27 protein-coding genes, 1 tRNA gene and 1 pseudogene are annotated in these 26,668 nt (G+C 67.5%); 14 read left to right on the top strand and 15 right to left on the bottom strand.

What is annotated here, in order from left to right; translation table 11 throughout:
• The first annotated feature begins 35 nt into the window (after positions 1-35).
• Positions 36-686, top strand: a complete 651-nt coding sequence (locus ACYVL2_RS10035) for a DUF4360 domain-containing protein (RefSeq protein WP_460542768.1) — start codon at positions 36-38, stop codon at positions 684-686.
• Between the two features lie 111 nt (positions 687-797).
• On the opposite strand, the gene ACYVL2_RS10030 is transcribed toward ACYVL2_RS10035, so the two are convergent.
• A complete protein-coding gene (locus ACYVL2_RS10030; RefSeq protein WP_460542766.1) occupies positions 798-3,305 on the bottom strand; it encodes an ATP-dependent Clp protease ATP-binding subunit in 2,508 nt (835 codons plus the stop codon).
• Positions 3,306-3,769: 464 nt separating this feature from the next.
• Between ACYVL2_RS10030 and ACYVL2_RS10025 the strand changes: the two genes are divergently transcribed.
• Entirely contained in the window at positions 3,770-5,374 is a 1,605-nt protein-coding gene (locus tag ACYVL2_RS10025) for a hypothetical protein (protein WP_460542764.1), read from the top strand.
• 86 nt (positions 5,375-5,460) lie between these two features.
• On the opposite strand, the gene ACYVL2_RS10020 is transcribed toward ACYVL2_RS10025, so the two are convergent.
• From ACYVL2_RS10020 to ACYVL2_RS10010, 3 genes are all read right to left on the bottom strand, one after another.
• Positions 5,461-5,823: a hypothetical protein gene (locus tag ACYVL2_RS10020; protein WP_460542762.1), complete on the bottom strand. Its 363-nt coding sequence runs from the start codon at positions 5,821-5,823 to the stop codon at positions 5,461-5,463.
• 126 nt (positions 5,824-5,949) lie between these two features.
• The gene (locus tag ACYVL2_RS10015) at positions 5,950-6,414 is read right to left on the bottom strand and encodes a helix-turn-helix domain-containing protein (RefSeq protein ID WP_460542760.1); all 465 of its coding nucleotides are present in this window, start codon (positions 6,412-6,414) and stop codon (positions 5,950-5,952) included.
• A gap of 4 nt (positions 6,415-6,418) precedes the next feature.
• Positions 6,419-7,120, bottom strand: coding sequence for a hypothetical protein (locus ACYVL2_RS10010; protein WP_460542758.1), 702 nt, complete (start codon positions 7,118-7,120; stop codon positions 6,419-6,421).
• A 439-nt stretch (positions 7,121-7,559) separates the two neighbouring features.
• Between ACYVL2_RS10010 and ACYVL2_RS10005 the strand changes: the two genes are divergently transcribed.
• The 6 genes and pseudogenes from ACYVL2_RS10005 to ACYVL2_RS09980 all read left to right on the top strand — a co-directional run.
• Positions 7,560-8,450: a nucleotidyltransferase domain-containing protein gene (locus tag ACYVL2_RS10005; RefSeq protein ID WP_460542756.1), complete on the top strand. Its 891-nt coding sequence runs from the start codon at positions 7,560-7,562 to the stop codon at positions 8,448-8,450.
• On the top strand, positions 8,447-9,064 hold the full coding sequence (locus tag ACYVL2_RS10000) for a Cap15 family cyclic dinucleotide receptor domain-containing protein (protein WP_460542754.1): 618 nt from the start codon (positions 8,447-8,449) through the stop codon (positions 9,062-9,064). Before ACYVL2_RS10005 ends, ACYVL2_RS10000 begins: the two co-directional genes overlap by 4 nt.
• Positions 9,065-9,079: 15 nt before the next feature.
• Positions 9,080-9,934 (top strand): hypothetical protein, encoded by an 855-nt coding sequence (locus tag ACYVL2_RS09995; RefSeq protein ID WP_460542752.1) that lies wholly within the window; start codon positions 9,080-9,082, stop codon positions 9,932-9,934.
• Between the two features lie 245 nt (positions 9,935-10,179).
• Complete coding sequence (locus ACYVL2_RS09990) at positions 10,180-10,953, top strand: transposase family protein (protein ID WP_460542750.1); 774 nt, start codon at positions 10,180-10,182, stop codon at positions 10,951-10,953.
• A gap of 33 nt (positions 10,954-10,986) precedes the next feature.
• A complete protein-coding gene (locus ACYVL2_RS09985; protein ID WP_460542748.1) occupies positions 10,987-11,343 on the top strand; it encodes a hypothetical protein in 357 nt (118 codons plus the stop codon).
• 94 nt (positions 11,344-11,437) lie between these two features.
• Positions 11,438-12,112 (top strand): annotated as a pseudogene (locus ACYVL2_RS09980) (site-specific integrase); the annotation flags it as partial.
• 87 nt (positions 12,113-12,199) lie between these two features.
• Here the strand turns inward: ACYVL2_RS09980 and ACYVL2_RS09975 are convergent.
• Positions 12,200-12,285 (bottom strand) — tRNA-Leu (locus ACYVL2_RS09975).
• A 157-nt stretch (positions 12,286-12,442) separates the two neighbouring features.
• Between ACYVL2_RS09975 and ACYVL2_RS09970 the strand changes: the two genes are divergently transcribed.
• Entirely contained in the window at positions 12,443-13,456 is a 1,014-nt protein-coding gene (locus ACYVL2_RS09970) for a phosphotransferase enzyme family protein (protein WP_460542746.1), read from the top strand.
• A gap of 50 nt (positions 13,457-13,506) precedes the next feature.
• Positions 13,507-14,604 carry a C45 family peptidase gene (locus ACYVL2_RS09965; RefSeq protein ID WP_460542744.1) on the top strand — a complete coding sequence of 366 codons (1,098 nt, stop codon included), beginning with the start codon at positions 13,507-13,509 and terminating at the stop codon, positions 14,602-14,604.
• Here ACYVL2_RS09965 and ACYVL2_RS09960 read toward each other — a convergent pair.
• The 9 genes from ACYVL2_RS09960 to ACYVL2_RS09920 form a co-directional block, all read right to left on the bottom strand.
• Positions 14,553-15,413 carry a TrmH family RNA methyltransferase gene (locus ACYVL2_RS09960; protein ID WP_460542742.1) on the bottom strand — a complete coding sequence of 287 codons (861 nt, stop codon included), beginning with the start codon at positions 15,411-15,413 and terminating at the stop codon, positions 14,553-14,555. The genes ACYVL2_RS09965 and ACYVL2_RS09960 overlap by 52 nt on opposite strands.
• Positions 15,414-15,491: 78 nt before the next feature.
• Positions 15,492-16,532: an SPFH domain-containing protein gene (locus ACYVL2_RS09955; RefSeq protein ID WP_460542740.1), complete on the bottom strand. Its 1,041-nt coding sequence runs from the start codon at positions 16,530-16,532 to the stop codon at positions 15,492-15,494.
• A gap of 45 nt (positions 16,533-16,577) precedes the next feature.
• Positions 16,578-17,015: an NfeD family protein gene (locus ACYVL2_RS09950; RefSeq protein WP_460542738.1), complete on the bottom strand. Its 438-nt coding sequence runs from the start codon at positions 17,013-17,015 to the stop codon at positions 16,578-16,580.
• A gap of 62 nt (positions 17,016-17,077) precedes the next feature.
• Positions 17,078-18,118, bottom strand: a complete 1,041-nt coding sequence (locus ACYVL2_RS09945) for a ferrochelatase (protein WP_460542736.1) — start codon at positions 18,116-18,118, stop codon at positions 17,078-17,080.
• Positions 18,119-18,130: 12 nt separating this feature from the next.
• A complete protein-coding gene (fabI, locus tag ACYVL2_RS09940; protein WP_460542734.1) occupies positions 18,131-18,913 on the bottom strand; it encodes an enoyl-ACP reductase in 783 nt (260 codons plus the stop codon).
• A 62-nt stretch (positions 18,914-18,975) separates the two neighbouring features.
• Positions 18,976-19,680, bottom strand: coding sequence for a Rossmann-fold NAD(P)-binding domain-containing protein (fabG, locus tag ACYVL2_RS09935; protein WP_460542732.1), 705 nt, complete (start codon positions 19,678-19,680; stop codon positions 18,976-18,978).
• 117 nt (positions 19,681-19,797) lie between these two features.
• The gene (locus ACYVL2_RS09930) at positions 19,798-20,748 is read right to left on the bottom strand and encodes a vWA domain-containing protein (RefSeq protein ID WP_460542730.1); all 951 of its coding nucleotides are present in this window, start codon (positions 20,746-20,748) and stop codon (positions 19,798-19,800) included.
• Between the two features lie 15 nt (positions 20,749-20,763).
• Positions 20,764-21,633, bottom strand: a complete 870-nt coding sequence (locus ACYVL2_RS09925) for a DUF58 domain-containing protein (protein ID WP_460542906.1) — start codon at positions 21,631-21,633, stop codon at positions 20,764-20,766.
• Positions 21,634-21,653: 20 nt separating this feature from the next.
• The gene (locus ACYVL2_RS09920) at positions 21,654-22,700 is read right to left on the bottom strand and encodes an AAA family ATPase (RefSeq protein WP_460542728.1); all 1,047 of its coding nucleotides are present in this window, start codon (positions 22,698-22,700) and stop codon (positions 21,654-21,656) included.
• A 347-nt stretch (positions 22,701-23,047) separates the two neighbouring features.
• On the opposite strand from ACYVL2_RS09920, the gene ACYVL2_RS09915 reads away from it, so the two are divergent.
• From ACYVL2_RS09915 to ACYVL2_RS09900, 4 genes are read left to right on the top strand one after another with little or no spacing between them, the layout of a single operon-like run.
• Complete coding sequence (locus ACYVL2_RS09915) at positions 23,048-23,611, top strand: alpha/beta hydrolase (RefSeq protein ID WP_460542726.1); 564 nt, start codon at positions 23,048-23,050, stop codon at positions 23,609-23,611.
• A gap of 26 nt (positions 23,612-23,637) precedes the next feature.
• A complete protein-coding gene (locus ACYVL2_RS09910; RefSeq protein WP_460542724.1) occupies positions 23,638-23,841 on the top strand; it encodes an acetone carboxylase in 204 nt (67 codons plus the stop codon).
• A 3-nt stretch (positions 23,842-23,844) separates the two neighbouring features.
• Positions 23,845-24,351, top strand: a complete 507-nt coding sequence (locus tag ACYVL2_RS09905) for a PH domain-containing protein (protein WP_460542722.1) — start codon at positions 23,845-23,847, stop codon at positions 24,349-24,351.
• Positions 24,348-25,811, top strand: a complete 1,464-nt coding sequence (locus ACYVL2_RS09900; RefSeq protein WP_460542720.1) for a PH domain-containing protein — start codon at positions 24,348-24,350, stop codon at positions 25,809-25,811. The genes ACYVL2_RS09905 and ACYVL2_RS09900 overlap by 4 nt, the downstream gene beginning before the upstream one ends.
• Before the next feature lie 6 nt (positions 25,812-25,817).
• On the opposite strand, the gene hisG is transcribed toward ACYVL2_RS09900, so the two are convergent.
• The gene (gene hisG / locus ACYVL2_RS09895) at positions 25,818-26,663 is read right to left on the bottom strand and encodes an ATP phosphoribosyltransferase (protein WP_460542718.1); all 846 of its coding nucleotides are present in this window, start codon (positions 26,661-26,663) and stop codon (positions 25,818-25,820) included.
• Between the last annotated feature and the right edge of the window lie 5 nt (positions 26,664-26,668).

Genomic DNA, 26,668 nt, shown 5'->3' with positions numbered 1-26,668 from the left:
CGACATTGATGGCCATAGCCCAGAAAGCGATCAAAATGAAAGTCTTCCGAAAGATTCCAATGTTCGCCGGGGCCCTCAGCCTGGCTGCGCTCTTGCTGTCCGGTCCCGCGCAGGCTGACGCCGTCGCCACCAGCGCCCCCAGCGGAAAGATCACCGTCGACGTCGCCACCGTCAACGGCTCCGGTTGCCCGCGCGGCACCGCCGCTGTCGCGGTCAACAGCGACAACACCGCCTTCACCGTGACCTACAGCCGGTTCCTGGCCGAGGCCGGGGGCAACGCCGACACCGTCGACTTCCGTAAGAACTGCCAACTCAACCTGGTCGTCAACATTCCGTCGGGCTTCACCTACGCGATCGCGAAGGCCGACTACCGCGGCTTCGCGCACCTCGAGCGCGGCGCCTCCGGCATGCAGAAGGCGAGCTACTACTTCAGCGGGAGCTCTGCGACCACCAGCTCCACCCACAAGTTGGACGGACCGTACAGCGACAACTGGCAGTTCACCGATAGATCCTCCGTGCAGGAACTCGTCTACAAGCCATGTGGCGAGCAACGGAACCTCAACATCAACGCCGAACTCCGGGTGAACGCAGGCGACGACGCCTCCCGGAAGAGCTTCATGGCGATGGACTCGACGGACGGAAACATCGCGACCGTCTATCACTTCGCCTGGAAGCGCTGCGACTGAGGCGATCGAGCAGCAGTCAGCGCACTGACGGCGCTATCCGTGCCTCGGCGTCAACGCACGCCGAGGCACGGATAGCGCGCTTGGACAACCCCACGACCCGCGCGGTGGCGGTCAGGCGTTGGCGGGCTCGCTGTCGGTGATGTCGAAGGCCAGGGCATCGCCCTCGCGGTCGACCGTGACCCGCTGGCCCGGGTCGAGCCGGCCGCGCAGCAGCATCATCGACAGTTCGTTGTCGACCTCGCGCTGGATGGTGCGGCGCATCGGCCGGGCCCCGAACTCCGGCTCGAAGCCGTGCTCGGCGATCCAGTCCACCGCGGCGGTGGTGAACTCGACCGTGATGTCCTGCGAGTGGACCCGCCGCCGCGTCTCCTCCAGCAGCAGTCCAGCGATGTGGCGCAGCTGTTCGCGATCGAGTTGCCTGAATACGATGATGTCGTCGATGCGGTTGAGGAACTCCGGCCGGAAGTGCTCCCGCAGCCGCGGCATGAGGCGGTCGCGGAAGTCGCCCTCCTCCTGCGGCAGCGGCGAGGTGAATCCGACCGGCCCAGCCGAGCCGAGCAGGTCCGACCCCAGGTTGCTGGTCATGATGAGGACCGTGTTCTTGAAGTCCACTGTGCGGCCCTGCGCGTCGGTGAGCCGCCCGTCGTCGAGGACCTGCAGCAGCGCGTTGAACACGTCCGGATGCGCCTTCTCGATCTCGTCGAGCAGCACGACCGAGTACGGCTGGCGGCGCACCTTCTCGGTCAGCTGACCGGCCTCCTCGTAGCCGACGTACCCGGGCGGGGCGCCGACGAGCCGGCTGACGGTGTGCCGCTCCTGGAACTCGCTCATGTCGACGCGGATCATCCGGCCGGCGTCGCCGAACAGTGCCTCCGCCAGTGCCTTCGCCAGCTCGGTCTTGCCCACTCCGGTGGGCCCGAGGCACAGGAAGCTGCCGACCGGTCGCCGCGGGTCGCCCAGGCCCGCCCGCGAGCGGCGCACGGCCTCGGCCACGGCCCGCACGGCCTCGTCCTGGCCGACGATCCGCTGATGGAGCTGCTCCTCCAGCCGCAGCAGTCGGTGCTTCTCCTCCTCGGTGAGCTGACTGGCCGGGATCCCGGTCGAACGCGAGACGACCTCGGCGACGGCCTCCTCGTCCACGACGGGGAAGCCGTTGTGCCGCGGCCCGTCGCCGAGCTCGTCGAGCCGGGCCCGCAGCGACACGATCTCGTCGCGCAGCGAAGTCGCGCGTTCGTACTGCTCGTCGGCGACGGCCTGGTCCTTGTCGCGAGCGAGCTGCTCCAGCCGCTGCTCGAGGTCGCGGCGTTCGCTGTCGGGCCGCCGGTTGTGCAGCCTCACCCGCGCCCCGGCCTGGTCGATCAGGTCGATCGCCTTGTCGGGCAGGAACCGGTCGGTGATGTAGCGGTCGGACAGCTCGGCGGCGGCGGTGAGCGCCTCGTCGGTGAACCGCACTTGGTGGTGCGCCTCATAGCTGTCGCGCAGGCCCCGCAGGATCGCGATCGTGTCCTCCACGGACGGTTCGGGGGTCAGGATCGGCTGGAACCGCCGTTCCAGGGCCGGGTCGCGTTCGATGTGCTTGCGGTACTCGTCGAGCGTGGTCGCCCCGATCGCGTGCAGTTCCCCGCGGGCCAGCGCCGGCTTGAGCATGTTCCCGGCGCCGGTCGCGCCCTCGGAGGCTCCGGCGGTGACGACGGTGTGCAGTTCGTCGATGAACACGATCAGCTCGTCGCCGTGCTCGCGGATCTCGTCCACGATCTGCTGGATCCGCTCTTCGAAGTCGCCGCGATAACGGGTGCCCGCGACCATCCCGGTGAGGTCGAGCTGGACCAGTCGGCGGCCGGCGATCGTGTCGGGCACGTCGCCGTCGACGATGCGCTGTGCGATGCCCTCGACGATCGCGGTCTTGCCCACGCCGGCCTCGCCGATGAGCACCGGATTGTTCTTGGTGCGCCGCGACAGCACCTCGAGGGTCTGCTCGATCTCATTCTCGCGGCCGATCACCGGGTCGATTCTGCCGGTCCGGGCCAGCTCGGTGAGGTCTTGGCCGAACCGGTCGAGCGTGGGCGTGGTGCTCGCCTGCTGCTCGGCCGGCTGGGATCGGCCCGAGGCGGCGGACTTCAGTGACTGCGGCGAGACGCGATGGGCCTCGAACAGCCGGCCCGCCGCCGATTCGCCGTTCGCCGCCAACGCCAGCAGCAGGTGCTCCGGGCCTATGTAGGACGACCCCAGCGCGTGGGCGACCTGGTGGGCGTCGAGCAGCGCACGCTTGGCGGCCGGCGTCAGCACGGGCGGCTGCTCCCGCTGGGTCCCTTTCGGGACCCGCCGTTCGATCTCGCTGGCGACCGCGTCGGGGTCGGCCCCGGCCCGGGACAGCAGCTGCCGGGTCGGATCCAGCTGCGCGGCCGCCCACAGCAGGTGCTCGGTGTCAAGGTCGGCGCCGCCCCACTCCATGGTCTGCCGGATAGCGGCGGCCAGCAGCTCACGGGTCTGGTCGCTCATCATCCTGGTCAGGTCCACTCGCCGCACAGGACGCTGCCCGCCCGGCGCCCCGAAGAACCGCGCCAGGAACTCATCGAGCGGGCTGTACTCGAACCCGCCTCGGCCAAAGAAGTCGGTCATCGGTCCCTCCAGCGTCGTAGCCGGCGTCGGCCGGTGTGCGCCGGCCCCGGCACTCGGCGTTCCCGCTGGGCGCGCGGCGAAACCCGCGCCGGCCGTGCGGACGGTTTGTCGGCGCCGGCTCCGACCGGTCATCACGAAGGCTCGGCGGCGCGTTCGGCAACGGCGTTCTCGACGAAGCGCGGGGTGTCCCAACGGCTGCCTCGTCGGCTCCCCGCGGCCCTTCGGCGCCACCCCGCCGGAGCCGTGAACGTCCATAAAAGATACGAGAAGAGGCCCTGTTGCCAGGGCCTTCGTTCTGTGGACCGACCATGGGATCCGGCCGCGGGCGGTCGAGAAGGCCGCCATCACTGCAAGTGGCCCGGCGGCCGTCTGCCGGATGCTGAATACGAGAATCGGTGCACCGACGACCTTCTGGATTGAGCCGTGACCGTTTGGGGCCCGTGGCCGCCGGGAAGCTTCCATCGATGAGTGCCGCACCGCGAGCCTCCGACGGGAGTGCCGCCCTGGCCAGGAACTGGCCGCTGGGCGTTGTCGCCGTTGCGGTGATCGTGGCGGAGGGGGCGGGCCTCCTGCCGAGGTGGCCGGGCCTGACACATCTGGTCGCGCTGCCGCCGCTGGACTTGTTCGCCGACATGCGGCTGCTATTGGCCATGAGCGTGTCTTGGCCTGCTTTCATCGCCGCTGCGGCCGGGCTGTTCAGCATGCGGGTCGTGACGTTGGCGGTCCTACTGGGCGGGCCGAGCCGCGAGCGCCTGCGGTTCGCAGCGGCGTACTACGGTGCCCTGTGGCTGCCGATGCTCGCGGCCGCGCTAGCGGATTTCGTCGGCCACGCCCTGGTGTTCGCGCGCATGTTCTGGCCGGCCGTGGCCGCCGTCGCGGTGCTGGCGCTGATGACGGCGGCGCTGCCGTGGCGAGGCCGGTCGCGGATGCGCGCGGCCTGGCCCGAGGCATGGCGCGGTGGTCTGCGGGTCGGCATCGTCGGCCCTTACGGGGCGGCACTGGTCGCGATCGGCGCCGCGGCGCATCTGTGGCCGGCGCTCATCGCTCCGCTGATCGCGCTCTCCGCGGCGACGACTGCGATGGCCGCGGCGCTCTTGCGGCGCCCGCCCCGGCCGGGCGGACGGTTGCGCCTGGCGGCGGCTGCGGCCGTGTTCGTGGTGGCGGCGACGCTGTTCGTGGCGACCCGCGGTGTCGAGCAGCCGCCGCCGCCCGAGGCGCGCGCGGGATCGCTGATGGTGATGTCGGGCATCAACTCCTCTTCAGGCAACGGCGCGGTGTTCGAGCTCGACCCGAGGCGGCTGGGCTACACGTGCGACCAGCTCTACCACTACTCCTATGCCGGGCCGGGCGACGGGCAGCCGCGCGGGCGCTCGGTCTGCCCCGTCCGCAGCGGCGCGCCGTTCAACCCGGAGGACACCAGGCGCCCTGTCATCGAGCAGGCGATCGCCTTCTCCCGGCAGGTCGAGGACCTGCCTCGTCCGCTGGTGGTGCTCTCGCACTCGCATTCGGCCTGGGTGCTGTGGTTGGCCGTCTCCAGGGGCATGGCCCCGGAAGTGGACGCGGTAATCCTGATCGGACCGTTCCAGGAGAGCGTCCTAGGCTATCCACCGGCCGGTGAGGAAGGGCCGGGCGCCGTCGCGGGCGATCTGATGCGGTGGCTCAGGCCGATGGGGAGGGCGGTCGGCCTCGAATACGGCCCGGACGACCCGGCCTCGTTGGAGACGCTCGCCGATCCGTCCGGCCCCGGCCGGATCTTCTCCAGGCCGCTGCCGGACGAAGTGCGCGCGCTGAGCGTCAGCGCCTCGACCGACCTTCCGCTCATGCCGAGCGGGTGGCGGCTGCCCGTGGACCGCAATGCCTGTCCGGTCAGGGCGCCGCACCCGTATCTGCCGGACGCTCCGGCGACGCTCGATGAAATCAACCGGTTCCTCGACGGGCGGGCTCCACGGACATGTCCGGCCTGGCGCGATTGGGGCGCGGTGGCCGTGCAGGCGTTCGGCGCCGCGCCGCAGGACCCCCAGAGACCGTATGCGAACCGAAGGCGGTCTCGGGATCGACCAGGCAGGTGAGCATAGACGTGACCTGCGGTGACACCTTCGGGCAGGAGGGCACCGGGTGCACCTAGCAACGGCCAAGCTGCACCCATCACTGCAGGTCACGGCATTGGCTTCGTGGCTTTCTCGTGAGATGTCCCTGCGGCGACTCGCTCGATGCGAACCATGAGTGCCGCCGAAGGCGCGACCTTGCCAGTGGCATAGGCCCGGTCGGTCCACCGTTCGCTCAGGTTCCGATGGGCGCCGAGCTCAGCAGTGACGGCGAAGTCCGCAGGACGCGGCTCACTGAGCTGCCGGATCAGCTGCGACCGGACCCCTTCCTCTTCGCTGCCCTGATCGGCATAGTATTCATCGATGCCGACCAAGACCTCCACCGCGCGCTCGACACCGTAACGATCGCTCAAGGCCGCGACGTCGAGATAATCCCGAGTCTGGTTCCGCCGAACGATCAAGAACGCCTTCACCCGCAAGGTCTCCGCGGGCGTGGGCACCCGCGGCCATCAAAACAAGAAACCCGGCAGTCACCTGCCGGGTCTACTTAAGAAAGTCTGTGCACCTAGCGACGGCCTATCCGAACCCGTCACCCCAGGTCACGGCGCTGGTTTCGCGACTTTCTGACGAGCTGCCTCCGCGGCGACCCGCTCAATGCGCACCATGAGCGCCGCCGAAGGCACGACCTTACCGGTGGCATAGGTCGACAGGCGGGAGACCGAGGTCCCGATGCGTGAGGCGAACTCGGCGCGTGTCAGCCCCGAATCGTCGATCGCCCGCCTGATCCTCCCGGCCACGGCTTCGCGCTCGGCGCGTTCGGCCCCGGTTCTAGCGCTCTGCAGCACTCGTTCCATCAGGTTCGCAACGCCGTAAGGACGGCTGTAGGTCAAGACGTCCTCCACCTGACGGGCGGTCTTGCCCCAGGGGTCGCGGTCGATCACCTCGATCAATCGCCGCCAGTCCCGCACCGAGCCCCGCTCCATCGCAGTCTGGACCGCCTCGACCGGCCACCTGTCCACCGGGTCGTCCGGGGAGACGTTCAGGTTGCGAAACCGCAATGCCATCGGCTCATCCCCTCGCGATCTGTTCGGCCAGCGCCCCACAGGCAGCGACCACGTTCGACCAATCGGTCCATCGTTCGCTCAAGTTGCGATAGGCATCCAGCTCGGCGGTGACCGCGAAGTCCGCAGGACGCGGCTCACTGAGCTGGCGGATCAACTGCGACCGGACCCCTTCCTCCTCGCTGCCCTGATCGGCGTAGTACTCGTCGATGCCGACCAAGACCTCCACCGCACATTCGACGCCGTACCGATCGCTCAAGGCCGCGACGTCGAGATAATCCCGAGTCTGGTTCCGCCGAACGATCAAGAACGCCTTCACCCGCAAAGTCTCATCAGGCGTGGGCACCCGCAGGAGCCGGCCGCTGCCCAACTCGATCTCGGCGGTCTCCAACGGTCGTCGGCGAATCAGCTGCCGTACTCCGGTCTCGATGTCACCGAGACTGCCGAGAATGACCTTGCCCGGACGCACCCGGTTGGTGACCCACTCACCTTCGGACTCGAGCGCCTCGAGGACGACATCGAACCGGTCGCGGAGGTCGGCGACCACATGGTCGTGGTCGTACGAATCTCGGTGCCCCGCATAGAGCGCCGCAGCGGAGCCGCCCACCAAGACCGCGTCCGGGACAAGTTCCTGGAGTCTCGCGGCCGAGTCCAGTACCGCCCGCAAGTCTCCACTGGCCTCGTCGTAAGCGTGCCCGATCCCATCCATGACTTGATATTATCACTTCTGATAAATCTGTCGACCTACGAACGCGGCACAACGCAGCGGTCGGAGCTCGAGAGGCGAAGCCTCGAGCACTCAACCTCGAAGCGATGGCGACGACAAGGTGGCGATATCGACCACGACTCCAACTCGGCCGCAGTGAAGGCCCACCACCAAAACAAGGACCCGACAGCCGCCTGCCGGGTCCTGATAGGAGAATCTGTGCACCTAATCGGGGGTCTTTCGAGGCCAGACCCGACGGCTCAGCGTCCCCTGCGCCACAACCTCTGATCTGGATCAGATAGCACGATCCGATACGCCAGTTAACTCCCTGGTGGAGCTATGGCATATAAGCGAATTGCTAGGGCTTATCGTGAAGTGTTGGCCCTAAACGTGATGCTGGTTCAATCCGCCCTTCTGATTTATAATCAGGCGAGGAGGTCAGATGAGTCTCGAAGATAAGTTGAGCGGCTGGACAGGTCCATCCAGCTACACCGAGAAGGACAAGCAGGAACGCACAGAGCGGATGATCCGGGATGCTGTTAACGCGCATCCGCCATTCGAGGATTGCACTATTTCAGTGTATGCGAAGGGTTCGTACGCAAATAATACAAATGTTACGTCAGATAGTGATGTTGACATCGCTGTGCAATGTAATGAGTTGACCTACTGGGATAAAGAGAGCAAAGGTGCTCATCCTCCCGGCAGCACTCCATATTCAGGAATCTGGACTCCGGAAAAGTTCAGGACGGAATTGGAGAATGCACTTGAAGCGAAGTTTCCGGGCCAAGTCGACAGTTCAGGATCGACTGCTTTCGAAATAGATTCAGGGTCAGCTCGAGTAAATGCCGATGTAGTTCCATGCTTCAATTACAAATATTACATGACATCGGGTCGAGTTCGACCCGGAGCTAAGGTCTTCAAGACTGACGGTACGTCGGTTAAGAACTATCCTGCGCAACAATTGGAAAACGGAATCGCGAAAAACAATCGAACCGGAAAGCGGTACAAGAAGGCCGTTCGCATCATGAAAAGAGTGGAGAACGCGATGGTTGCGGCAGGGGTGCATCGTGAGGTGCCGTCATTCTTTGTCGAATGCCTGGTCTACAACTGCCCTGACAGTATCCTCAAACGCGATACATGGACTGAAGTTATTCGTGGCGTCATTGTTCATATCTGGGACGAACTTCAGGGTTCCGAACCCACGGACAACTCGGCGCGCTGGGTCGAGGCGAGTGAATGCAAATACCTGTTTCATGACAAGCAAAAGTGGAACCGTGCCGATGGACGTGAATTCGCAAAAGCAGCATGGAATTACCTGGAATATTCCTCATGAAACGAACTCTGGTAATCCGGGCAGTAACTGCGGTCGTCGTAACAGTTTTTGTACTGGGAACTTGGTTTCAGGACGGCCGATTGGACCTCAGTCCGATCAAGTTCTTTTCTGCGGCTGTGTTCATTTGCACAATCGGTTATCTTCTTTGGGATATCTGGATATGGCGAATTCCCATCGTGCAGAAGATACCCACGGTTCCGCGCAGTATACGCGGTACTTGGAAGGGAACCTTGTCTTCCTTCTGGGTCAATCCTGAGACAGATGAGAGACCAGCTCCAAAGACGGTGTATTTGATGGTGAGGCAAACTGCATCTGTCGTCTCGGTGAAGCTCTACACCGACGAGTCACGATCGACATCAGCTATAGCAAACATTGCAGAAGCTGATGGTGCAATCGTGCTCTCATATCTTTACCTAAACAAACCTGATCTTCGGTTCGAGGCGCGGAGTCATATGCATCATGGCTCAACCGTGTTCGATGTCTCTGGCAACCCGGCTCGACTGCTCAAGGGCCGGTATTGGACGGACCGCGATAGTAAAGGTGAGCTTGAATTCACTCAACGATCTAAGTCCTTGGCGGATGACTATGCTGAGGCGGCAGCGCTCTTTACCTGAGAGAGGACCAGGATTATGGCGCAAAACCAGAACATGGGAAATTCTGCCGATTCGGGAGACAATGCGAACGACGAAATCGTGAACCTCAGGCTTGGGCATGTGTTCGCTGCAATCGACGTCTGGCTTCAAAGACATACCCCTGAGTTCGGAGAGCCTATTCCCACAAGCAGCCTTGGCGAAGTTGACCGGCGGACTGACCCGTATCAACTTTCACACGCGGTTAAATCACTGCTTTCCAGTGCTGTGGATCATCTCCATGCGCTAAGAAATCTTACCGTAGAGGCGCAGGTCTTGCATCGATGTGCTCCTACCCTGATACGCCCCGCGCTTGAGAATGCCAGCGTAGCGATTTGGATGCTATCAGGAGACACGAGGAATGAGCGTGTTGCTCGACGCCTCCGCCTTCAATGGGCCAACTATAAAGATTCGGCCGAGATGCGTCAGCTTTTGTCCGGGAATGATTCCACCGACTGGCTGAATGAGCGTAAGAGCAGACTGCGGTCCAAGGCAATCGATGCAGGGCTCAGTAACGATCAGCAGAACTCGGTACTCGGTGGAATTCCGGGCTACGGGAATATCGTGCGCAAGGCCGCAGAAGAGGTAGAAGATTTGGAGGCCGATTCAGCTGTAATTTCCTGGAAAGCTTGCAGTGGCGTGTCACATGGGGATACTTGGGCAATGCTTAGCATCAATCAAGTGAATGTTGTCAGTCAGGGCGTACAGCCACTTCCGGGGACTGTAGTTGGAGCACAAATCTCCGCTAATGAGCACCTTGTAGAGTCGATGACGATGATTGCCGCAAGAATGATCCAACATGCATGGAGCCTTTACGACCTTCGTGCACGGCCCTGGCTTCAACCTCCGACATGATCTGATTCTTCAATTGCCTGAATCCACCACCTCGATTTCGTAAATTGCTCGAATGCGCCAATTGGGCGAACTGACATCGGTTGCCCATTGAGTTCAATATCGTCTCGTTATATTGAGGTTGTTGCATCCTGGTTGTGATCTGTTGAAGCGCAACATGTTCAGCGATCGGGTGGGATGAGAGCAGGAAGAAGCTCCTGGTAGAACGCGAATGCTACTTCTGCCTGAACAACCACCAGGAGCTCCGGTTGCTGTTCTACCCTGCCGCCCTTCCGCTGTCCACCTCAACAATCGACCGAGTTGCCCGACTCATCCGATCCCACCGCAAATCCATCGGCTCCCGCTGGAGGGCCCTCGACCCCGGCCAGCAGGCTCTACTCACTCTCGCCTACCTTCGCAAAGGTGAAGCCCTGCGGGATCTCGCGGCCGGCTTCGGCATCTCGGCCGCGACCGCGTGGCGGCGCACCCGTGAGACCATCAGCCTGCTCGCTGCCATGGCCCCGGGCATCCGCGACGCCCTGCGGCACGCGCAGCGGACCGGTGCGGCCTTCGTGATCCTCGACGGCACCCTGATCCACATCGACCGCAATCAAATCGACCGGCCGTTCTACTCCGGCAAGCACAAGCGGCATGGCATGAACTTGCAGGCCATCGCCGATGCACGAGGGAACCTGTTGTGGATCTCCGGAGCGATCCGCGGCTCAATCCACGACACCGCTGCGGCCCGGATCTGGCAGATACCCCGACTGCTGGCCGAGCACGGCCTGTTCGCCCTGGGCGACAAGGGCTACGACGGCCTCGACCACGATCTGGTGGTCACGCCGATTAAGGGCAAGGACAAGCCCGAGTGGCAGAAGGAGTACAACCGCCTGCACGCCCGGCTCCGCGGCCCTGGCGAGCGCATGTTCGCCCAGCTCAAATCCTGGTCGATCCTCGACCAGGTGCGCTGCGACCCGAACCGGGTCACCCAGATCGCCAAAGCCGTCCAGGTCCTCAACGACTACGAACACCGATGCCGATAGCAGCAGTCTCACGGCCTGTGGCAACCTTCGTGCATGAGCTATGACTTGGCTGTCTGGGAAGGCGATCGGCCGGTGGATACCACGACCGCCAGTCAGGTGTTCACTGACCTCTACGCCCGCTTTGTCGAGTCAGGGGAACAGCAGCCGCCGACAGAGCTGATCACCAAGTACGTCAGCGCGCTCTTGGAGCGGTGGTGCGACATGACCGAGGATGAGGACGACACCTCCCCATGGTCTACCGGCCCTCTGATCAGCGAGGCCCGCGGCCCGCTGATCTACTTCCCCATGCGCTACTCCATGGCCAAGGAAGCCTCCGCCTACGCGGCAAACCTCGCAGCGTCAATGGGGCTGGTCTGCTTCGATCCTCAGCTCAACCAGCTCAGGCCGTAGTCTCCCTCCCCGAACAGCGGCAATCATGATGCGAGCTGATCGAGGACCAGCCACTCCCGGCCCCGCGCCAAGTTGAAACGAGCTCACTCTCGACCAGGCGCTGCTCCTCCTGGACGTCAGCCGGGGCCGCCCGGTTCGCGGCTACATCGCCCTCTCCGTGCTCACCGGCATCCGCACTGAGGAAGCCCGACCGCTCGAATGGCGGCACCTGCACCTCAACCCGGCCAAAGGGCAGATCTGCTCCTGCGGGCAGGTGCATCCGAAGACCGTCGCACCATACGTGGAGATGTGGCACTCCGTCCGCGAGGACGGCGACACCAAGACTCCCAAGAGCCGGCGCACCGTCGCCCTGCCCCAGCTCGCGGTCGACATCCTGACCGAACACCAGGAACAGCAGCAGAAATGGCGCGCCGAACACGGCTGGAAGTCCGAGGGGATCGTCTACGTGTTCGGCACCCGCAACGACACGGTCCAGGTCTCCGAGTCGGTTCACGACAAGGTCCAGGCGATCGCCGCCAACGCCGGCCTGCCCGGTTCCTGGACTCCGAGGGAACTGCGCCATACCTTCACGTCGATCATGTCGGAGGCCGGTGCCTCGATCGAGCTGATCGCCGACCTCCTCGGCCACAAGGACACCGCCACCACCTGGAAGGTCTACCGGCACCAGCTCCGCCCCGTCATCACCCAAGGCGCCGAACTCCTCGACGAAGCCATCCAAAACCAACGCCCAGACCTAAAAGGACCTAATGGAGCCAAATTGGCTCCATGAATGGCTCCCCGCTAGCACCCGACAAAGGCAAGCGACCCCAACCGGCACAAAAAGAAAGGCCCCGGTTTCCCGAGACCTTCGCATCTGTGCGCGAGGGGGGACTTGAACCCCCACGTCCGTTAATAGGACACTAGCACCTCAAGCTAGCGCGTCTGCCATTCCGCCACTCGCGCGGGCACACAGAAAGTGTATCTGGAGTTTGTTTTGCCTGCCAGTGAGGCCTTTCGACCGCCCCGGCACGCGAGATGAAACTTTACATGACCCCCGACGCGCGGTCGCAAGGGGGTTCCACGATCGGCTTCCCGGGCGGGCGGCGGCTAGTCTTGTGTCATGACCGTGACCGCGCCTCGACTCCCCGACGCGGCACTCGCTCATTGGGATCTGGGACAGATCTACCGGATGCAGCGGGTCCAGACCGGTCTGATGAACCGCAGCTGGCGCGTCGACACCTCATCCGGGGCGTACCTGTTGAAGCTGTTCCGGGACGTCACCGGATCCGACCTGCAGTTCCAGTTCCACGTGCTGCAGACGCTGGCGGCCTCCGGCGTGCCGGTGGTCCTGCCGACACCCAGCCGGACCGGCATGGCGACCATCCTGCTGGAGGGCGAGGAGTTCGGCGTCTTCCCCTGGGTCGGCGGCCGGCACCGGTCCGGATTGTCGATGACCAAGGATGCCTGCAGGGAGCTCGGCTCGGTGATCGGCAGGCTCCACCGGACGCTCCACAGCTCGATTCCGGCCGACCGGCCTCCCAAGGTCGAGACGCCTCCCACCACGGAGGCCGCGCTCCAGAAGGTCGACCGTCTCCTGGACCTGGTGGCGGCCGGACGCGGCGACAAGACCGGGTTCGAGGCCACCGCCGAGCAGACGCTCCGCCTGAAGCGGGGCCTGCTCGTCCGGCTCGGCGACCGGCGGCCGCCCGACCTGGCGTCGCAGTACATCGGCTACATCCACGGCGACCTCCACCCGCACAACGTCCTGCACGGCCCCGGCGACGCGGTCTCGGCGGTCCTGGACTGGGACCGGCTCACCGTCGCCTCCTATGCGCGGGAGATGGCTCGGGCCGCGGTGTTCTACTTCACCTACGGAGACGAGCGCGGACTCGACTGCGATCGGATCCGGGCCTTCGCCGGCGGCTACCGCTCCGTGTTCGACGTCGGCGAGCCCGAGATCGGGCTGGCGACTCATCAGCTGTGGTGGGACCGGCTGACCGACAACTGGGTCATCGAATGGCATTACGTTCGTCACAACTCGGCCTGCGACCATCTGCTGCCAGGTCAGACCGGGTTGGTCAAGTGGTGGACCATCCACTACTCCCAGGTCGAGCAGGCCCTCATGGGCCGCTGAGCCCGATTCGCAAGTGACATCCCGATGTCACCTCTGCCACAATGGCTGCCATGAGTGAACTTCCCCTCCTCCACCTCCAGGGCAGTCCCCACCGCCAAGGGGTGCAACACGGTCGGCAGCTGAAGACCCAGATCGCCGCCAACATCGAGGTCTACCGGTCCCGCATGATCACCTCCGGCCTCACCGAGGAGGGCCTCGTCGAGCGCTCGCAGCGCTTCCTCGGGCAGTTCACCAGGGAGGACGCCGCCTACCGCGCGATCATGGACGGCATCGCCGAGGGCTCGGGGCAGCAGATCCTCGACATCGCGATGCTCAACGCCCGCTACGAGCTGCTCTACAGCGCCTGGAGCGAGTTCGGCAAGCCCACCGCCGAAAGCATCCGCGGCGAATGCACCTCCTTCGGCGGCTCCGACGGCGTCTTCGAAGGCGGCGGCACCCAGATCGGCCAGAACTGGGACTGGTTCACCGGCGTCGAGGGCGCACTCCTGCAATGGCGCAGCGGCGACACCACCGTCCTCGCGTTCACCGAAGCCGGCGTCGCCGGCGCCAAGATCGGCCTCAACAGCGCCGGCGTCGGCCTGTGCGTCAACGGCCTCGGTGCCAGCGCCGACGACTGGAAACTCGACTCGGTGCCGTTCCACCTGCGCACCTGGCGCATCCTCCAGTCGCCGAACCTCCGGCAGGCCGTCGGGCACGCGGTCGCGCCGCGACCGGCCTGCTCGGCCAACTTCTTCGTCGGCAGCGCCGCCGAAGGCGTCGCCACCGTCGAGACCTCCCCGGTCGGATCGCGCGTGATCTACCAGACCGGCGACGAGCCGCTGGTCCACGCCAACCACTTCCGCGACCCCGAGGCGCTCGGAGTGCACCAGAGCTGGCTCGAGTCCGGCCGGATCTCCACCTTCCACCGCTGCGACCGCATGGAGGCCCTGCTGCACAAGCAGGCGCCCGTCTCGGTCGAGCGGCTGCACGCGGCCATGCGGGACCACGACGGCGGGCCGCTGGCGATCTGCCGCCACCCGGTCGAGACCGACCCGGTCGAGCTGCGCACGCACACCGCGCTGGCGGTGCGCCTGGAGTTGGACGCCAGGCGGTTCGACTACACCTGGGGCCCGCCCTGCGAGTCCGAGTTCGTCACGGTCTCACTGTGACGCGGCCGGGGCTGCGAGAGCTCCCAGCAGGCCACTGAGGCCGCCGCGGCCACGTTGAGGGAGTCGACTCCGGCGTGCATGGGGATGACGACGGTGCGGTCGCAGACGGCCAGCGCGGCCGGTGTCAGTCCCGGTCCTTCGGCCCCGAACATGAGGGCCGGTCGCCGCCGCGCCTCGGCGCCGACCCGGTCGAGCGCGATCGCGCCGGCCGAGGGGCTCAGCCCGACCAGCGTGTATCCGGCGTCGCGGACGTGCTTGAGCGCGTCGGGCCACGGGTCGAGGTAGGCGTAGGGGACGGCGAAGACCTCCCCCATGCTGACGCGCACGCTGCGCCGGTATAGCGGGTCGGCGCAGTCTGGGGCCAGGAGCACGCCGTCGAAGCCGAGTCCGGCGGCGACGCGGAAGATCGCGCCGATGTTGGTGTGGTTGTTGATGCCTTCGAGGACGACCACTCGGTGCGAGGAGCGCAGGACTGCGGCGGCTTCGGGCAGGGCTTTGCGGTGGAACGAGGCGAGTGCGCCGCGGTGGACGTGGAATCCGGTGACCGCCTCGAGCACGTCGGGTCCGGCGGTGTAGCAGGGTGCGTCCCCGGCGAGGTGGGCGAGTTGTCCCGTGCGTTTGGCGTCGATGAGCATCGAGCGCATGCGGTATCCGGCGCGGAGGGCTCGCTCGATGACCTGGCGGCCCTCGGCGATGAACAGGCCGTGCGGTTGCTCGAACCGGGTGCGCAGGGCCAGGTCGGTCAGCGCGCGGTAGTCGCTGAGGCGTTCGTCGCCCGGGTCGTCGATGGCGGTGGCTTGGTCGGACACGCTTCGATTGTGCCCGATCGACGGCGAAGCGCCCCGGGGCGGCGGTCCCCGGGCGCTTCGGCGGTCGTCCAGCCGGTTTCAGGCTTCTTCGGGCGGAGGGGACTCGAGTTCCTTCCGGGTCTTGGCCTCGTCGAAGTCCTGGACGTCCCGGGCGGCCTTCTGGGCGGCCTCGAGGGCTTTGGCGGCCTCGTTGTCGAGTTGGAGGGCGCTGGTGTCGACCTCGATGTCCTCGTCTTCGTCGTCGGGGACGTCGACGCTGCCGAAGGCGTTGCCGAGGGACCCGAGCGCGCGGGTGAGCTCGGCGGGGATGATCCACATCTTGTTGGATTCGCCCTGGGCGATCTCGGGGAGCTTCTGGAGGTACTGGTAGGCCAGGAGCCGGTCGGTGGGCTTGGCGTTGTGGATGGCCGCGAAGACGGTCTGGATGGCCTTGGCCTGGCCGTCGGCGCGGAGGACCTCGGCGTCGCGTTCGCCTTTGGCGCGCAGGACCTTGGACTGCTGCTCGCCTTCGGCCTTGAGGATCTCGGAGCGCTTGAAGCCTTCGGCGGTGAGGATGGTCGCGCGGCGGTCGCGTTCGGCGCGCATCTGCTTCTCCATCGCGTCGCGGATGCTCGGCGGCGGTTCGATGGCGCGCAGTTCGACGCGGGTGACCTTGAGGCCCCACTTGTCGGTGGCCTTGTCGAGTTCGGCGGCGAGACGGGAGTTGATCTCCTCGCGGCTGGTGAGGGTCTTCTCCAGGTCCATGGCGCCGACGACGTTGCGGAGGGTGGTGGTGGTCAGCTGCTCGACGCCCGAGAGGTAGTCGTCGATGTTGTAGACCGCGGAGGTGGGCTGGGTGATGATGTAGTAGAGGACGGTGTCGATGTGCACCATCAGGTTGTCCTCGGTGATCACCGGCTGCGGCGGGAAGTTGACCACCCGCTCGCGCAGGTCCACTTTGGCGCGGACGGTGTCGATGAAGGGCACCAGCAACCGGGGGCCGGGCTCGAGGGTCCGGCGGTAGCGGCCGAGTCGCTCGATGATGTAGTTCCACTGCTGCGGGACGATCCGGATCGATCGTGCGAGCACGATGATCACGAATGCGGCGATGATGAGTAGGAAGATTCCTAGCGGGTCCATGGCTCTGCTTCCAGACGGTTTCCGATGAGCGGTAGCGCTCGGGCTTCAGCTCTGCTTCCAGACGATGACGGTTGCTCCCTTGATTTCTACCACTGTCACGTGGTCGCCGGGTTCCAGCGTCTGATCGGGTTCGAGGGGGTAGGCGGTCCAGTTGTCGCCGGCGATCTCGACCAGGCCGCCGTCGGAGTCGACCTTTTCGAGGACGAGGGCCTCCTTGCCTTGGATCGCTTTGGTCCCCATGAGGTGGCCTCCGGGCCCGGTGTCGTCGCTGAGGGCCTGCTTGAGGAAGGGGCGCAGGCCCCAGATGGAGGCGGCGGAGCCGGCTCCGAGGAGGACGACCTGGAGCCAGAAGGGGGCGCCGAGGGCGGCTGCTATGGCGGCGAGGGCGGCGCCGCCGGCGACCATGGCGAGGACGAGGGTTCCGGTGAACAGCTCGAACACGCCGAGGATCACGGCGACGATGATCCAGAAGAAGGTATCCACATCCTCAAGGATGTCACGAATCACAGAGGCGCCCGAGCCGGTATTGCTCGGGCGCCTCTGTGTCAGCGTCCGCGGTGCTTGTCGGGCGCGGGCGGGCGCCGCGCCGGGCAGCACCCTTCGACGAGCGGGTCCCACAGCGGCAGCTCGCCGAGGCGCCGGACCGGGGCCCCGGCGACGCGTTCGGCGACGAGGTCGCGGAACATGCCGACCAGGTCGGCGCCGATCTCGGGGGTGCCGGCCCGCAGGTAGCGCAGGCCGAGGCCGGCGGCGGTCTCGGCGGCCTCGTTGTCGAGGTCCCAGAGGACTTCGATGTGGTCGGAGAGGAATCCGACGGGGCTGACCACGACGGTGTCGACGCCTTCGGAGGCGAGGACTTTGAGGTGGTCGTTGATGTCGGGTTCGAGCCAGGGCATGGCGGGAGGGCCGGAGCGGGACTGCCAGACGACGTCGTACGGGCCGGTCCAGCCGGCGGCGCCGGCGACGAGTCCGGCCGCTTCGCTCACCTGGTCGGAGTAGCGGGCGCCGGCCGGGCCGGACCACTCCTCCATCGATTCGGGGATCGAGTGGGCGGTGAAGACCACTCGGGTGCGGGCGGTGTCGTCGATCTGGTCGAGCGAGGAGCGCAGTTGCGCGGCGAAACCGCCGATGAAGCCGGGGTGGTCGAAGAAGTGCCGGATCTTGTCGATGGCCGGCGCGTTCTCGCCGACGGCGGCGCGCGCGGCGTTGATGTCCTCGACGTACTGGCGGCACGAGGAGTAGGAGCCGTAGGCGCTGGTGCAGATCGCCAGGGCGCGGCGGACGCCGTCGGCGGTCATCTGGGTGACCGCGTCGACGAGCATCGGCGGCCAGTTGCGGTTGCCCCAGTAGATCGGCAGGTCGATGCCCGCGGTCCGGAATTCGGCCCGCAGGGCGTCGATGACTTCGCGGCACCACTGGTTGATCGGCGAGATCCCGCCGAAGTGGTGGTAGTGCTCGGCGACCTCTTCGAGGCGTTCCTCGGGGATGCCTCTGCCACGGGTGACGTTGCGCAGGAATGGGAGTACGTCGGCCGGTCCTTCGGGTCCACCGAAGGAGACCAGCAGGACTGCGTCGTATTCAGGCATGCCTGGAGCCAATCAGTTCTCGGTGCGCTCGACTCCGACGGCGTGGAAGCCGCCGTCGACGTGGACGATCTCGCCGGAGGTGGCGGGGAACAGGTCGGACATGAGGGCCGCGCAGGCCTTGGCGACCGGTTCGGAGTCGGTCAGGGACCAGCCGAGGGGGGCGCGCCGGGTCCAGGCCTCTTCGAACGCCTCGAAGCCGGGGATGGACTTGGCGGCCATGGTGCGCTGGGGGCCGGCGGAGACGAGGTTGACGCGGATGCCCTTGGGGCCGAGGTCGCGGGCGAGGTAGCGGTTGACCGCCTCGAGTCCGGCCTTGGCCACGCCCATCCAGTCGTAGACGGGCCAGGCCTGCTGGGCGTCGAAGTCGAGACCGACGATGGAGCCTCCGTTCTCCATCAGCGGCAGACAGGCGACGGCCAGGGACTTGTAGGAGAACGCCGAGACCTCGACGGCTTTGGCGACGTCCTCCCAGGCGGTGTTGAGGAAGTTGCCGCCGAGGGCGCCGGGCGGGGCGAAGGCGATGGCGTGGAGCACGCCGTCGATGCCGTCGACGTGTTCGCGGACCTTCCCGGCGAGCGATTCGAGCTGCTCGGGGTCGGTGACGTCGAGCTCGATGACCGGCGCGGGCTTAGGGAGCTTGCCGGCGATGCGTTCGACCAGGGACATGCGCCCGAAGCCGGTGAGCACGACCTCGGCGCCCTGCTCTTGGGCGTATTTGGCGACGCCGAAGCCGAGGGACTGCTCGGTGATGACACCGGTGATGAGCAGTCGCTTGCCGTCCAGGAATCCAGACATCGATCCTCCGTCAGAAATGAATGTGCTTGTTCGAGTTCGGGGGTTCAGGGTCCGGCCCGGGCCTAGTGGCCCATGCCGAGTCCGCCGTCGACGGGGATGACCGCGCCGTTGACGTAGGCGGCGGCGTCGCCGGCCAGCCAGGTCACCGCTCCGGCGACCTCGGCGGGCGTGGCGAACCGCCGGGCGGGGATCGCGTCGAGGTATCCCTTGCGCTGCGCTTCTGGGAGCTCGGCGGTCATGTCGGTCTCCACGAAGCCGGGGGCGACGACGTTGGCGGTGATGTTGCGGCTGCCGAGTTCACGGGTGATCGAGCGGGCGAGGCCGACCAGGCCGGCCTTGGAGGCGGCGTAGTTGGTCTGGCCGGCGTTGCCGTAGAGGCCGGTGACCGAGGAGATGAAGATCATGCGCCCGGATTTGGCGCGCAGCATCTTGCCGGAGGCGCGCTTGGCGACGCGCCAGGCGCCGGTGAGGTTGGTGTCGAGGACGCGGGAGAACTGGTCGTCGCTCATGCGCAGCAGGAGCGTGTCGTCGGTGATGCCGGCGTTGGCGACGAGGATCTCGACGTGGCCGAAGTGCTCCTCGATCTCTTTGAACGCGGTGTCGACCGAGGCGGTGTCGGTGATGTCGCACTGGACGCCGAAGAGCCCTTCGGGCGCGCCGGTGCCGCGATGGGTGACGGCGACGTCGTCGCCCTGCTCCGCGAAGGCCTGGGCGATCGCGAGACCGATGCCGCGGTTGCCGCCGGTGACCAGAACCGTGCGCGCCATTGTTCGAACTCCCTCACGTTCTTTGTATGAAGCCACGCACGATCGTAGCGACGGCGCGCCGGGGCGGCACACTGGCCTTCACGCACCGTGTGGCGACCTGCACGGCGATGTCCTCGGTCACGGGAGCCTGGCCGACCAGGCGAGGCTGAGTCCCGCGGCGGTGAACAGCAGTGCCAGCGCGACGCCGATGAACCACTGGGAGATGTCCCTGGCGATCGTCCGGTAGCCGAGCGAGGAGCCCATGTCCTGGTAGACGTCGCGGAGTTCCTCGACGGAGGCGGCCTCGTAGTAGCCGCCGCCGGTCTCCTCGGCGAGCCCGGCGAGGGCCTCGCGGTCGACCGGGACGCTGACGAGCTGCTCTTCGAGTTCGATGACGCCTTCGTCGGTGCCGAAGGCGACCGTGGAGACGGGGACCTCGGCCGCGGCGGCGGCCTCGGCGGCCTCGCCGACGCTGCGCCCGGCGGTGCGGTAGCCGTCGGACAGCAGCAGGATCCGCGCGGGGGCGAGCTCGTCGGAGCCGTCGGCGAGGACCTGCTGGACGGCCTGGAGGGAGGCGAAGACGGCGTCGCCGGTGGCGGTGGCCTCGGCGAGGTTGAGGCCGCGGATGGCGGTGGTCAGCTGCGAGCGGTCCTTGGTGGGCGGGACGACCACCGAGGCGTAGCCGGCGAAGGACACCAGGCCGACGTTGTACTCCTCGGGCAGCTCGCCGACGAAGTCCACCGCCGCGGTCTTGGCCGCGTCGATCCGGGTCGGTTCCACGTCGGTGGCCATCATCGACAGGGAGACGTCGATGGCGAGGATGACCGTGGCCCGCTCCTGCGGCTCCTCGACGTCGATCGCGGGTCTGGCCATGCCGCCGACGAGGACGGCGAGCGCGATCACCATGACGCCGGCAGGGACGTGGCGGCGCCACCCCGGCAGGCGCGGGACGAGCTTGGCCAGCAGCGCGGTGTTGGCGAATCGGACGGCGGTCCGCCGGCGCGCGAACTGCGCCCAGACGTACACGCCGGCGAGCGCGGCGACCAGAATCAGCCCAAGGAGCCATGCCGGTTCGAGCAGGCGGATCAACGGGTCTCCATTCGTCTAGCGGTAGGCGGCGAGGTGGCGTCGTCCGGCGACGAACGCGGCGATGTCGCGCAGCCAGTCGGCGTCGGTGGACAGTCGCAGGTGGGCGGCGCCGGCGGCGCGGACGCCGTCGGCGATGCGTCGGCGCTGCTCGGTCGCGGCGGCTTCGTAGCGGGCGCGGAAGCGGGCGTTGCCGGTCTGGACTTCGACGTGGTCGCCGGTCTCGGGGTCGATGAGGTCGAGGACGCCGACGTCGGGGAGCCTGAGTTCGGCCGGGTCGACGATCTCGACGCACAGGACCTGCTGGCGGACCGACAGGCGGCGCAGTTCGCGGGCCCAGTCGCCGTCGTCCAGGAAGTCGGAGACGACGACGGCGAGGCCGCGTCTGCGGGCGTGGCGGCGGGTGCGGTCGAGCAGTTCGGCGAGGTTGCCCGGGCCGGTGCCTCTGGGCAGGTCGGTGACGGTGCGCAGCAGGGAGCGGGCTCCTCCCCTGCCGGGGCGCGGCGGGATCGCCTTGGGCGGGCCGCCTTCGGTGACGACGGCGCCGACGCGGTTGCCGCCGCGGCCGGCGAGGTAGGAGAAGGCGGCGACGGCGTTGACGGCCAGGTCGCGTTTGAGCATGCCGACGGTGCCGAAGTCCAGGCTCGGGGAGAGGTCGACGGCGAGCCAGGCCTCGAGTTCGCGGTCGGCGACGGTGGTGCGGACGTGCGGGACGGTGGTGCGCGCGGTGACCGGCCAGTCCATGTGCCGCACGTCGTCGCCGGCGCGGTATTCGCGGGCCTCGCCGGGTTCGGAGCCGGGCCCGGGCAGGAGGCCGAGGTAGTCGCCGTGGAGCAGCCCGTCGAGCCGGCGCGCGATGTGCAGCTGCAGCCGGTCGAGCGGACGCATGTCGGCGGCGTTCACCGCTGTCACCGGAGGCCGGGCTGCGGGCTCGGCGCGCTGCGCGGGCTCGCGTCCTGGCGGGGTGTGACCGTCGGGGCGGGGACGGCGGCCAGGAGCTGGCCGACGATGTGGTCGGCGGCGATGCCGTCGGCCATGGCGTCGTAGGACAGCACCAGGCGGTGCCTGAGGACCTCGGGGGCGATGTCGTCGAGGTCCTGCGGGAGGGCGTAGTCGCGGCCGCGCAGCAGCGCGATCGCGCGGGTGGCGCGGATGAGGCCGAGCGAGGCGCGCGGGCTGGCGCCGTACTGGATGTGCTGGGCCAGGCCGCCGAGTCCGGCGGCGGTGGGATTGCGGGTGGCCATGACCAGGCGCACCGCGTAGTCGACCAGCGCGTTGTGGATGAACACGCCGTCGGCGGCGCCTTGGAGGCGCAGGATGTCGTCGGCGTCGAGGACGCGTTCGGGGATCGGGGTGTCCACGCCCATGCGGAAGACGATCTCGCGTTCCTCGGCGTCGGTGGGGTAGCCGACGTTGATCTTGAACAGGAAGCGGTCGCGCTGGGCCTCGGGCAGCGGGTAGACGCCCTCCTGCTCAATGGGGTTCTGGGTCGCCATGACGAGGAACGGCGTGGGCAGCCGGTGGGTGTGACCGCCGATGGAGATGTGCTGCTCGGCCATGACCTCGAGCATCGCGGACTGGACTTTGGCGGGGGCGCGGTTGATCTCGTCGGCGAGCACGAAGTTGGTGTAGACCGGTCCGAGTTCGACGTCGAAGGACTCGGAGGACTGCCGGTAGATCCGGGTGCCGATGATGTCGGCCGGCACCAGGTCGGGGGTGAACTGGATGCGCTGGAACTCGGCGCCGACGACCTTGGCCATGGTCTCCACCGCGAGGGTCTTGGCCACCCCGGGAACGCCTTCGATGAGGCAGTGGCCGCGGGCCAGGAGGGCCGCGAACATCCGCTCGACCAGCGCGTCCTGCCCGACGATGACCTTCTTGATCTCGAACAGCGCCTTCTCGAGCAAGGCGGCGTTCTCCGCCGGGGTCGAACGGTCGGCCTCGGGTGATCCCATGTCGGCTCCTGCTCCCACGTGGTTCGGACTGGTGCTGTCGATAGTAATTCGCCCATACGAGTGGCGTGAGGCTGCCGTGGGACTGCCTGGTGCGCACCGTCCGGCCCCGGAGTCTCGGCGCACCTCGGGCGGCATGATCGGGCTTGGAAAATGGTTTTGCCCGAAAGAGTGACACGCCGCGCCGATTCAGTCCGTTGCTGCAGAATGTCGGAGCGCTATGCTTTGTGCAAGCCGCGCGGCTTCCCCCGTGGTCGCGCGGCTCCCCTGTCTCTTCGCGCGCTTTGCGCCGTTCGAACACCGGTGCGCGCGATCCACTCCAATGGCCCAGCGGTTCTAGAATCACTCTCATGCCACGCCGCCGACAGGCCCTCCTCCTCCCCGGCCGCAACTACGGAGTCCAAGGGCCCCTGCTGATGTTCACGCACGTGGCCCTCCAGTCACGCGGCGCGCACACCTACCCGGTCGAGTGGAAGCGCCCCGACCGGCTCGCCGCCGACGAGGCGACCATGGTCGACGGCGTCTGCGAACAGGTCGAGTCCGTGCTGGACCGCGTCCACAACGACGACCCGCCGCTGCTGGTGGGCAAGTCGATGGGCTCGGCCGCGGCGGTCCTGGCCGCCCACCACGGACTGCCGGCGATCTGGTTCACCCCCCTGCTCCAGGAGTACTCGATAGTCCAGGCCCTGCGCCGCGCCACCGCCCCGTACCTCATGATCGGCGGCACCGCCGACCCGTCGTGGAACGCGGCGCTGGCCCGCGAACTGCCCGGCGAGGTCTGCGAGATCCGCGGCGCCGACACCGGCATGTTCCTGCGCGGGCGACCGCTGGTCGACTCCGCCCACGTCCTGGCCGACGTCGTCGAGGCGGTCGAGACGTTCGTCGACACCGCGGTGTGGCCCCGTCACGGATGAGCCCTCACTTGGCGCAGAATCGACATGTGACCGCCGAAACCGAGAAACCCGTCTGCTCCTCCCGGGGCTGCCGCAACCAGGCCGCCTGGATGCTGAACTGGCGCAACCCGCGCCTGCACGGACCCGAGCGGGTCAAGCAGTGGGCCGCCTGCGACGACCACGTGGAGCGCCTGCGCTCCTTCCTGACCGCCCGCGGGTTCCCGTGCGAGACCGCGACCCTGGAGGATTGAGTCATGAGTCCGCGCACGCATCCGGTATGGAACCACTGGCCCACCGAACTCGCCTGGCAGCCGATGGCTCCCGAGCTGCGGACCGTCCGGCTGCTGGGCATGAGCATCCGGCTGCTGGTCCTGGCGCTGGTGCTGCTGATCCCGACGATGATCTGGCTCGGGCCGATCGGCGCCGCCGTGGCCTTCGGCGCCGCGGCGGTGCTCGCCGTGATCCGCTCGGCGGTCATCGTGCGCGCCGTACGCGCCTGGGGCTTCGCCGAACGCGACAAGGACCTCCTGGTCAAGCACGGTCTGATGTTCCGCGAACTCAGCATCGTCCCCTACGGTCGCATCCAGCTGGTCGACCTCAAGGCAGGACCGATCGAGCGGGCGTTCGGACTGACCACCGTGCAGATCCGCACGGCCGCGCTCGGCGCGGTCACCGAGATCCCCGGCCTGCACCCGGACGTGGCCCAAGGGCTGCGCGACCGGCTGGCCGCCCGCGCCGCAGAGGTCCGGGAGGGCCTGTGAGCGACCGGACCGAACCGGGCGGCCCCGACCGGGACGCCGAACGCGCCGAACAGTGGCCGGCGCCGACGCTCGCCTCGACCTCCCTCGGACCGGGCATGGACTCGGTCGCGCCGGTCGAGATCCCCAAGCGCCGACTGCACCCGCTCACTCCCCTGCTGGAGAGCTTCCGGCTGCTCGTCGCCGTCGTCCTCGCCTCCTCATGGCAGATGTACGTGCAGGAGAACGTCCTCTTCGGCCTCGTCATCGCCGTCCTGGCCGGCGCGGTCGGCGCGGCCAGCGGCCTGCTGTCGTGGCTGTACACCGGCTACCGCGTCGTCGGCGGCGAACTGCAGATCACCGAAGGGGTGCTGATCCGCAAGAGCCGCACGCTGCCGCTCGAACGGCTCCAGGGCATCGAGGTCGCCCAGCCGATGCGGGCCCGCCTCTTCGGCCTCGCGCAACTGCGCATCGAGGTCGCCGGGGCCGACGAGACCGAAGCGCCCTTGTCGTACCTCAAGCTCGCCGAGGCCCAAGAGCTGCGCGAGCAACTGCTGGAGCTGTCCGGCGAGCGGCCGCGGGCCGCCGACGACGAACACGAGGACGACGAGCCCGAACCCAGCACCCCGATCGCGCGAGTCGGCGGCAAGCGCCTGATCGCCGGGACGGTCCTGGAGACGCTGCCGCCGGCGCTGCTGGTCTTCGCGGCGATGATCGCGGCGCTGGCGCTGCTGAGCTGGCTGCTCGACTCCGAGGACGCCGACGCGAGCCTGTGGCGGTTCGGCGCCGTCCCGATCCTGTTCGCGCTGGCCGGCTCGGTCGTCCAGATGGTCACCGCGATCCTGCGCAACTGGGACTTCACCCTCGCCAGGGCCGACGGGCGCCTGCGCGTGGAGCGCGGCGTGACCGAGAAGCACAGCAACGTCGTGCCGCTGCAGCGGGTCACCGGCGTGGCCGTGGAGCTGCCGCTGATGTGGCGGCTCAAGCGCTGGCGGCGCGTCCGGGTCTCGACCGCCTCGATCGCCCAGCAGGGCGTCGAAGGGATGCTCCGCGGCAGCGACCTGCTCCCGGTCGGCACCGTCGAGGACGCCGACCGCGTCGCGGGCACGGCGCTGCCGAAGATCTCCTGGGACGAGGTCGAGGCGCTGCTGCGGCGGCCCCCGAGGCGGGCGCGGTGGCGGACGCTGCCGACGTGGCGGCTGCGCGGGGCCGGACTCGGCGACGAGGTCTTCACCGTCCGCTACGGCCTGGTCAAGACCAGCACCATCGCGGTCCCCTACGCCCGCATCCAGCAGGTCGAGGTGACTCAGGGACCGCTGCAGCGGCTGCAGCGGCTGGCGACGGTGCGCGCCAGGATCGCCGGGAGCGCCTCGCACGACGCGGTCGCGGTACACCGCGACGCGGCCGAGGCCGTGACGTTGGCCGCCGAACTGCGCGTGCGGGCCGACCGGGCCGCCGCCGCGGAGCGGCCGCGGCTCAGCTGAGGGCCCCTACAGCCGGCAGGCGTCGATGTTGGAGGCCAGGATGCCGCGCGCGCCCAGCTGGTAGAGGGCGTCCATGACCCGGTGCAGGTCGGCGCGCTCGGTCATGGACTGCACGGCCACCCAGCCTTCCCGATGCAGCGGGGAGACCGTCGGCGATTCGATGCCGGGGGTCAGCTCGACGGCCTGCTCCAGCAGTTCGGCCCGCACGTCGTAGGCGAGCATGACGTAGGAGCGGGCCACCAGGACCCCGCGCAGGCGGCGCAGGAGCTGGTCGAACGCGGTGGCCTCGCCGTTGCCGGACTTGCGGACCAGGATCGCCTCGGAGCGCATGATCGGCTCCCCGAACACGGCCAGGCCGGCCTGCTTGAGGGTGGTGCCGGTCTCGACGACGTCGGCGATCGCGTCGGCGACGCCGAGGGCGATGGCGTTCTCGACCGCGCCGGCGAGCTTGATGATCTCGGCGGTGACGCCGTGGACGTCGAGGTCGCGACGGACCACGCCGGGGTAGGAGGTGGCGATGCGCCGCCCCTCGAGTCCGGCGACGGCGTCGACGTCGCCGGCGCGGGCCGCGTAGCGGAACGTGGAGCGCCCGAAGCCGAGCGCGAGGACCTCTTCGACGTCGGCGCCGGAGTTGACGGCCAGGTCGCGGCCGGTGATGCCGAGGTCGAGGTCGCCGGAGGCGACGTAGGTGGCGATGTCGCCGGGACGCAGGTAGAAGAATTCGACGTCGTTGTCGGCGTCGACGGCCTGCAGGTCGCGGCTCGAGCGGCGTTGCCGGTAGCCGGCCTCGGACAGCATGTCGATGGCGCCCTGGGAGAGCGAGCCCTTATTGGGCACGGCGATGCGAAGCATGGGAA

It is taken from the genome of Glycomyces halotolerans, assembly GCF_054779575.1.
This window is presented reverse-complemented; position numbering and strand designations above follow the sequence as displayed.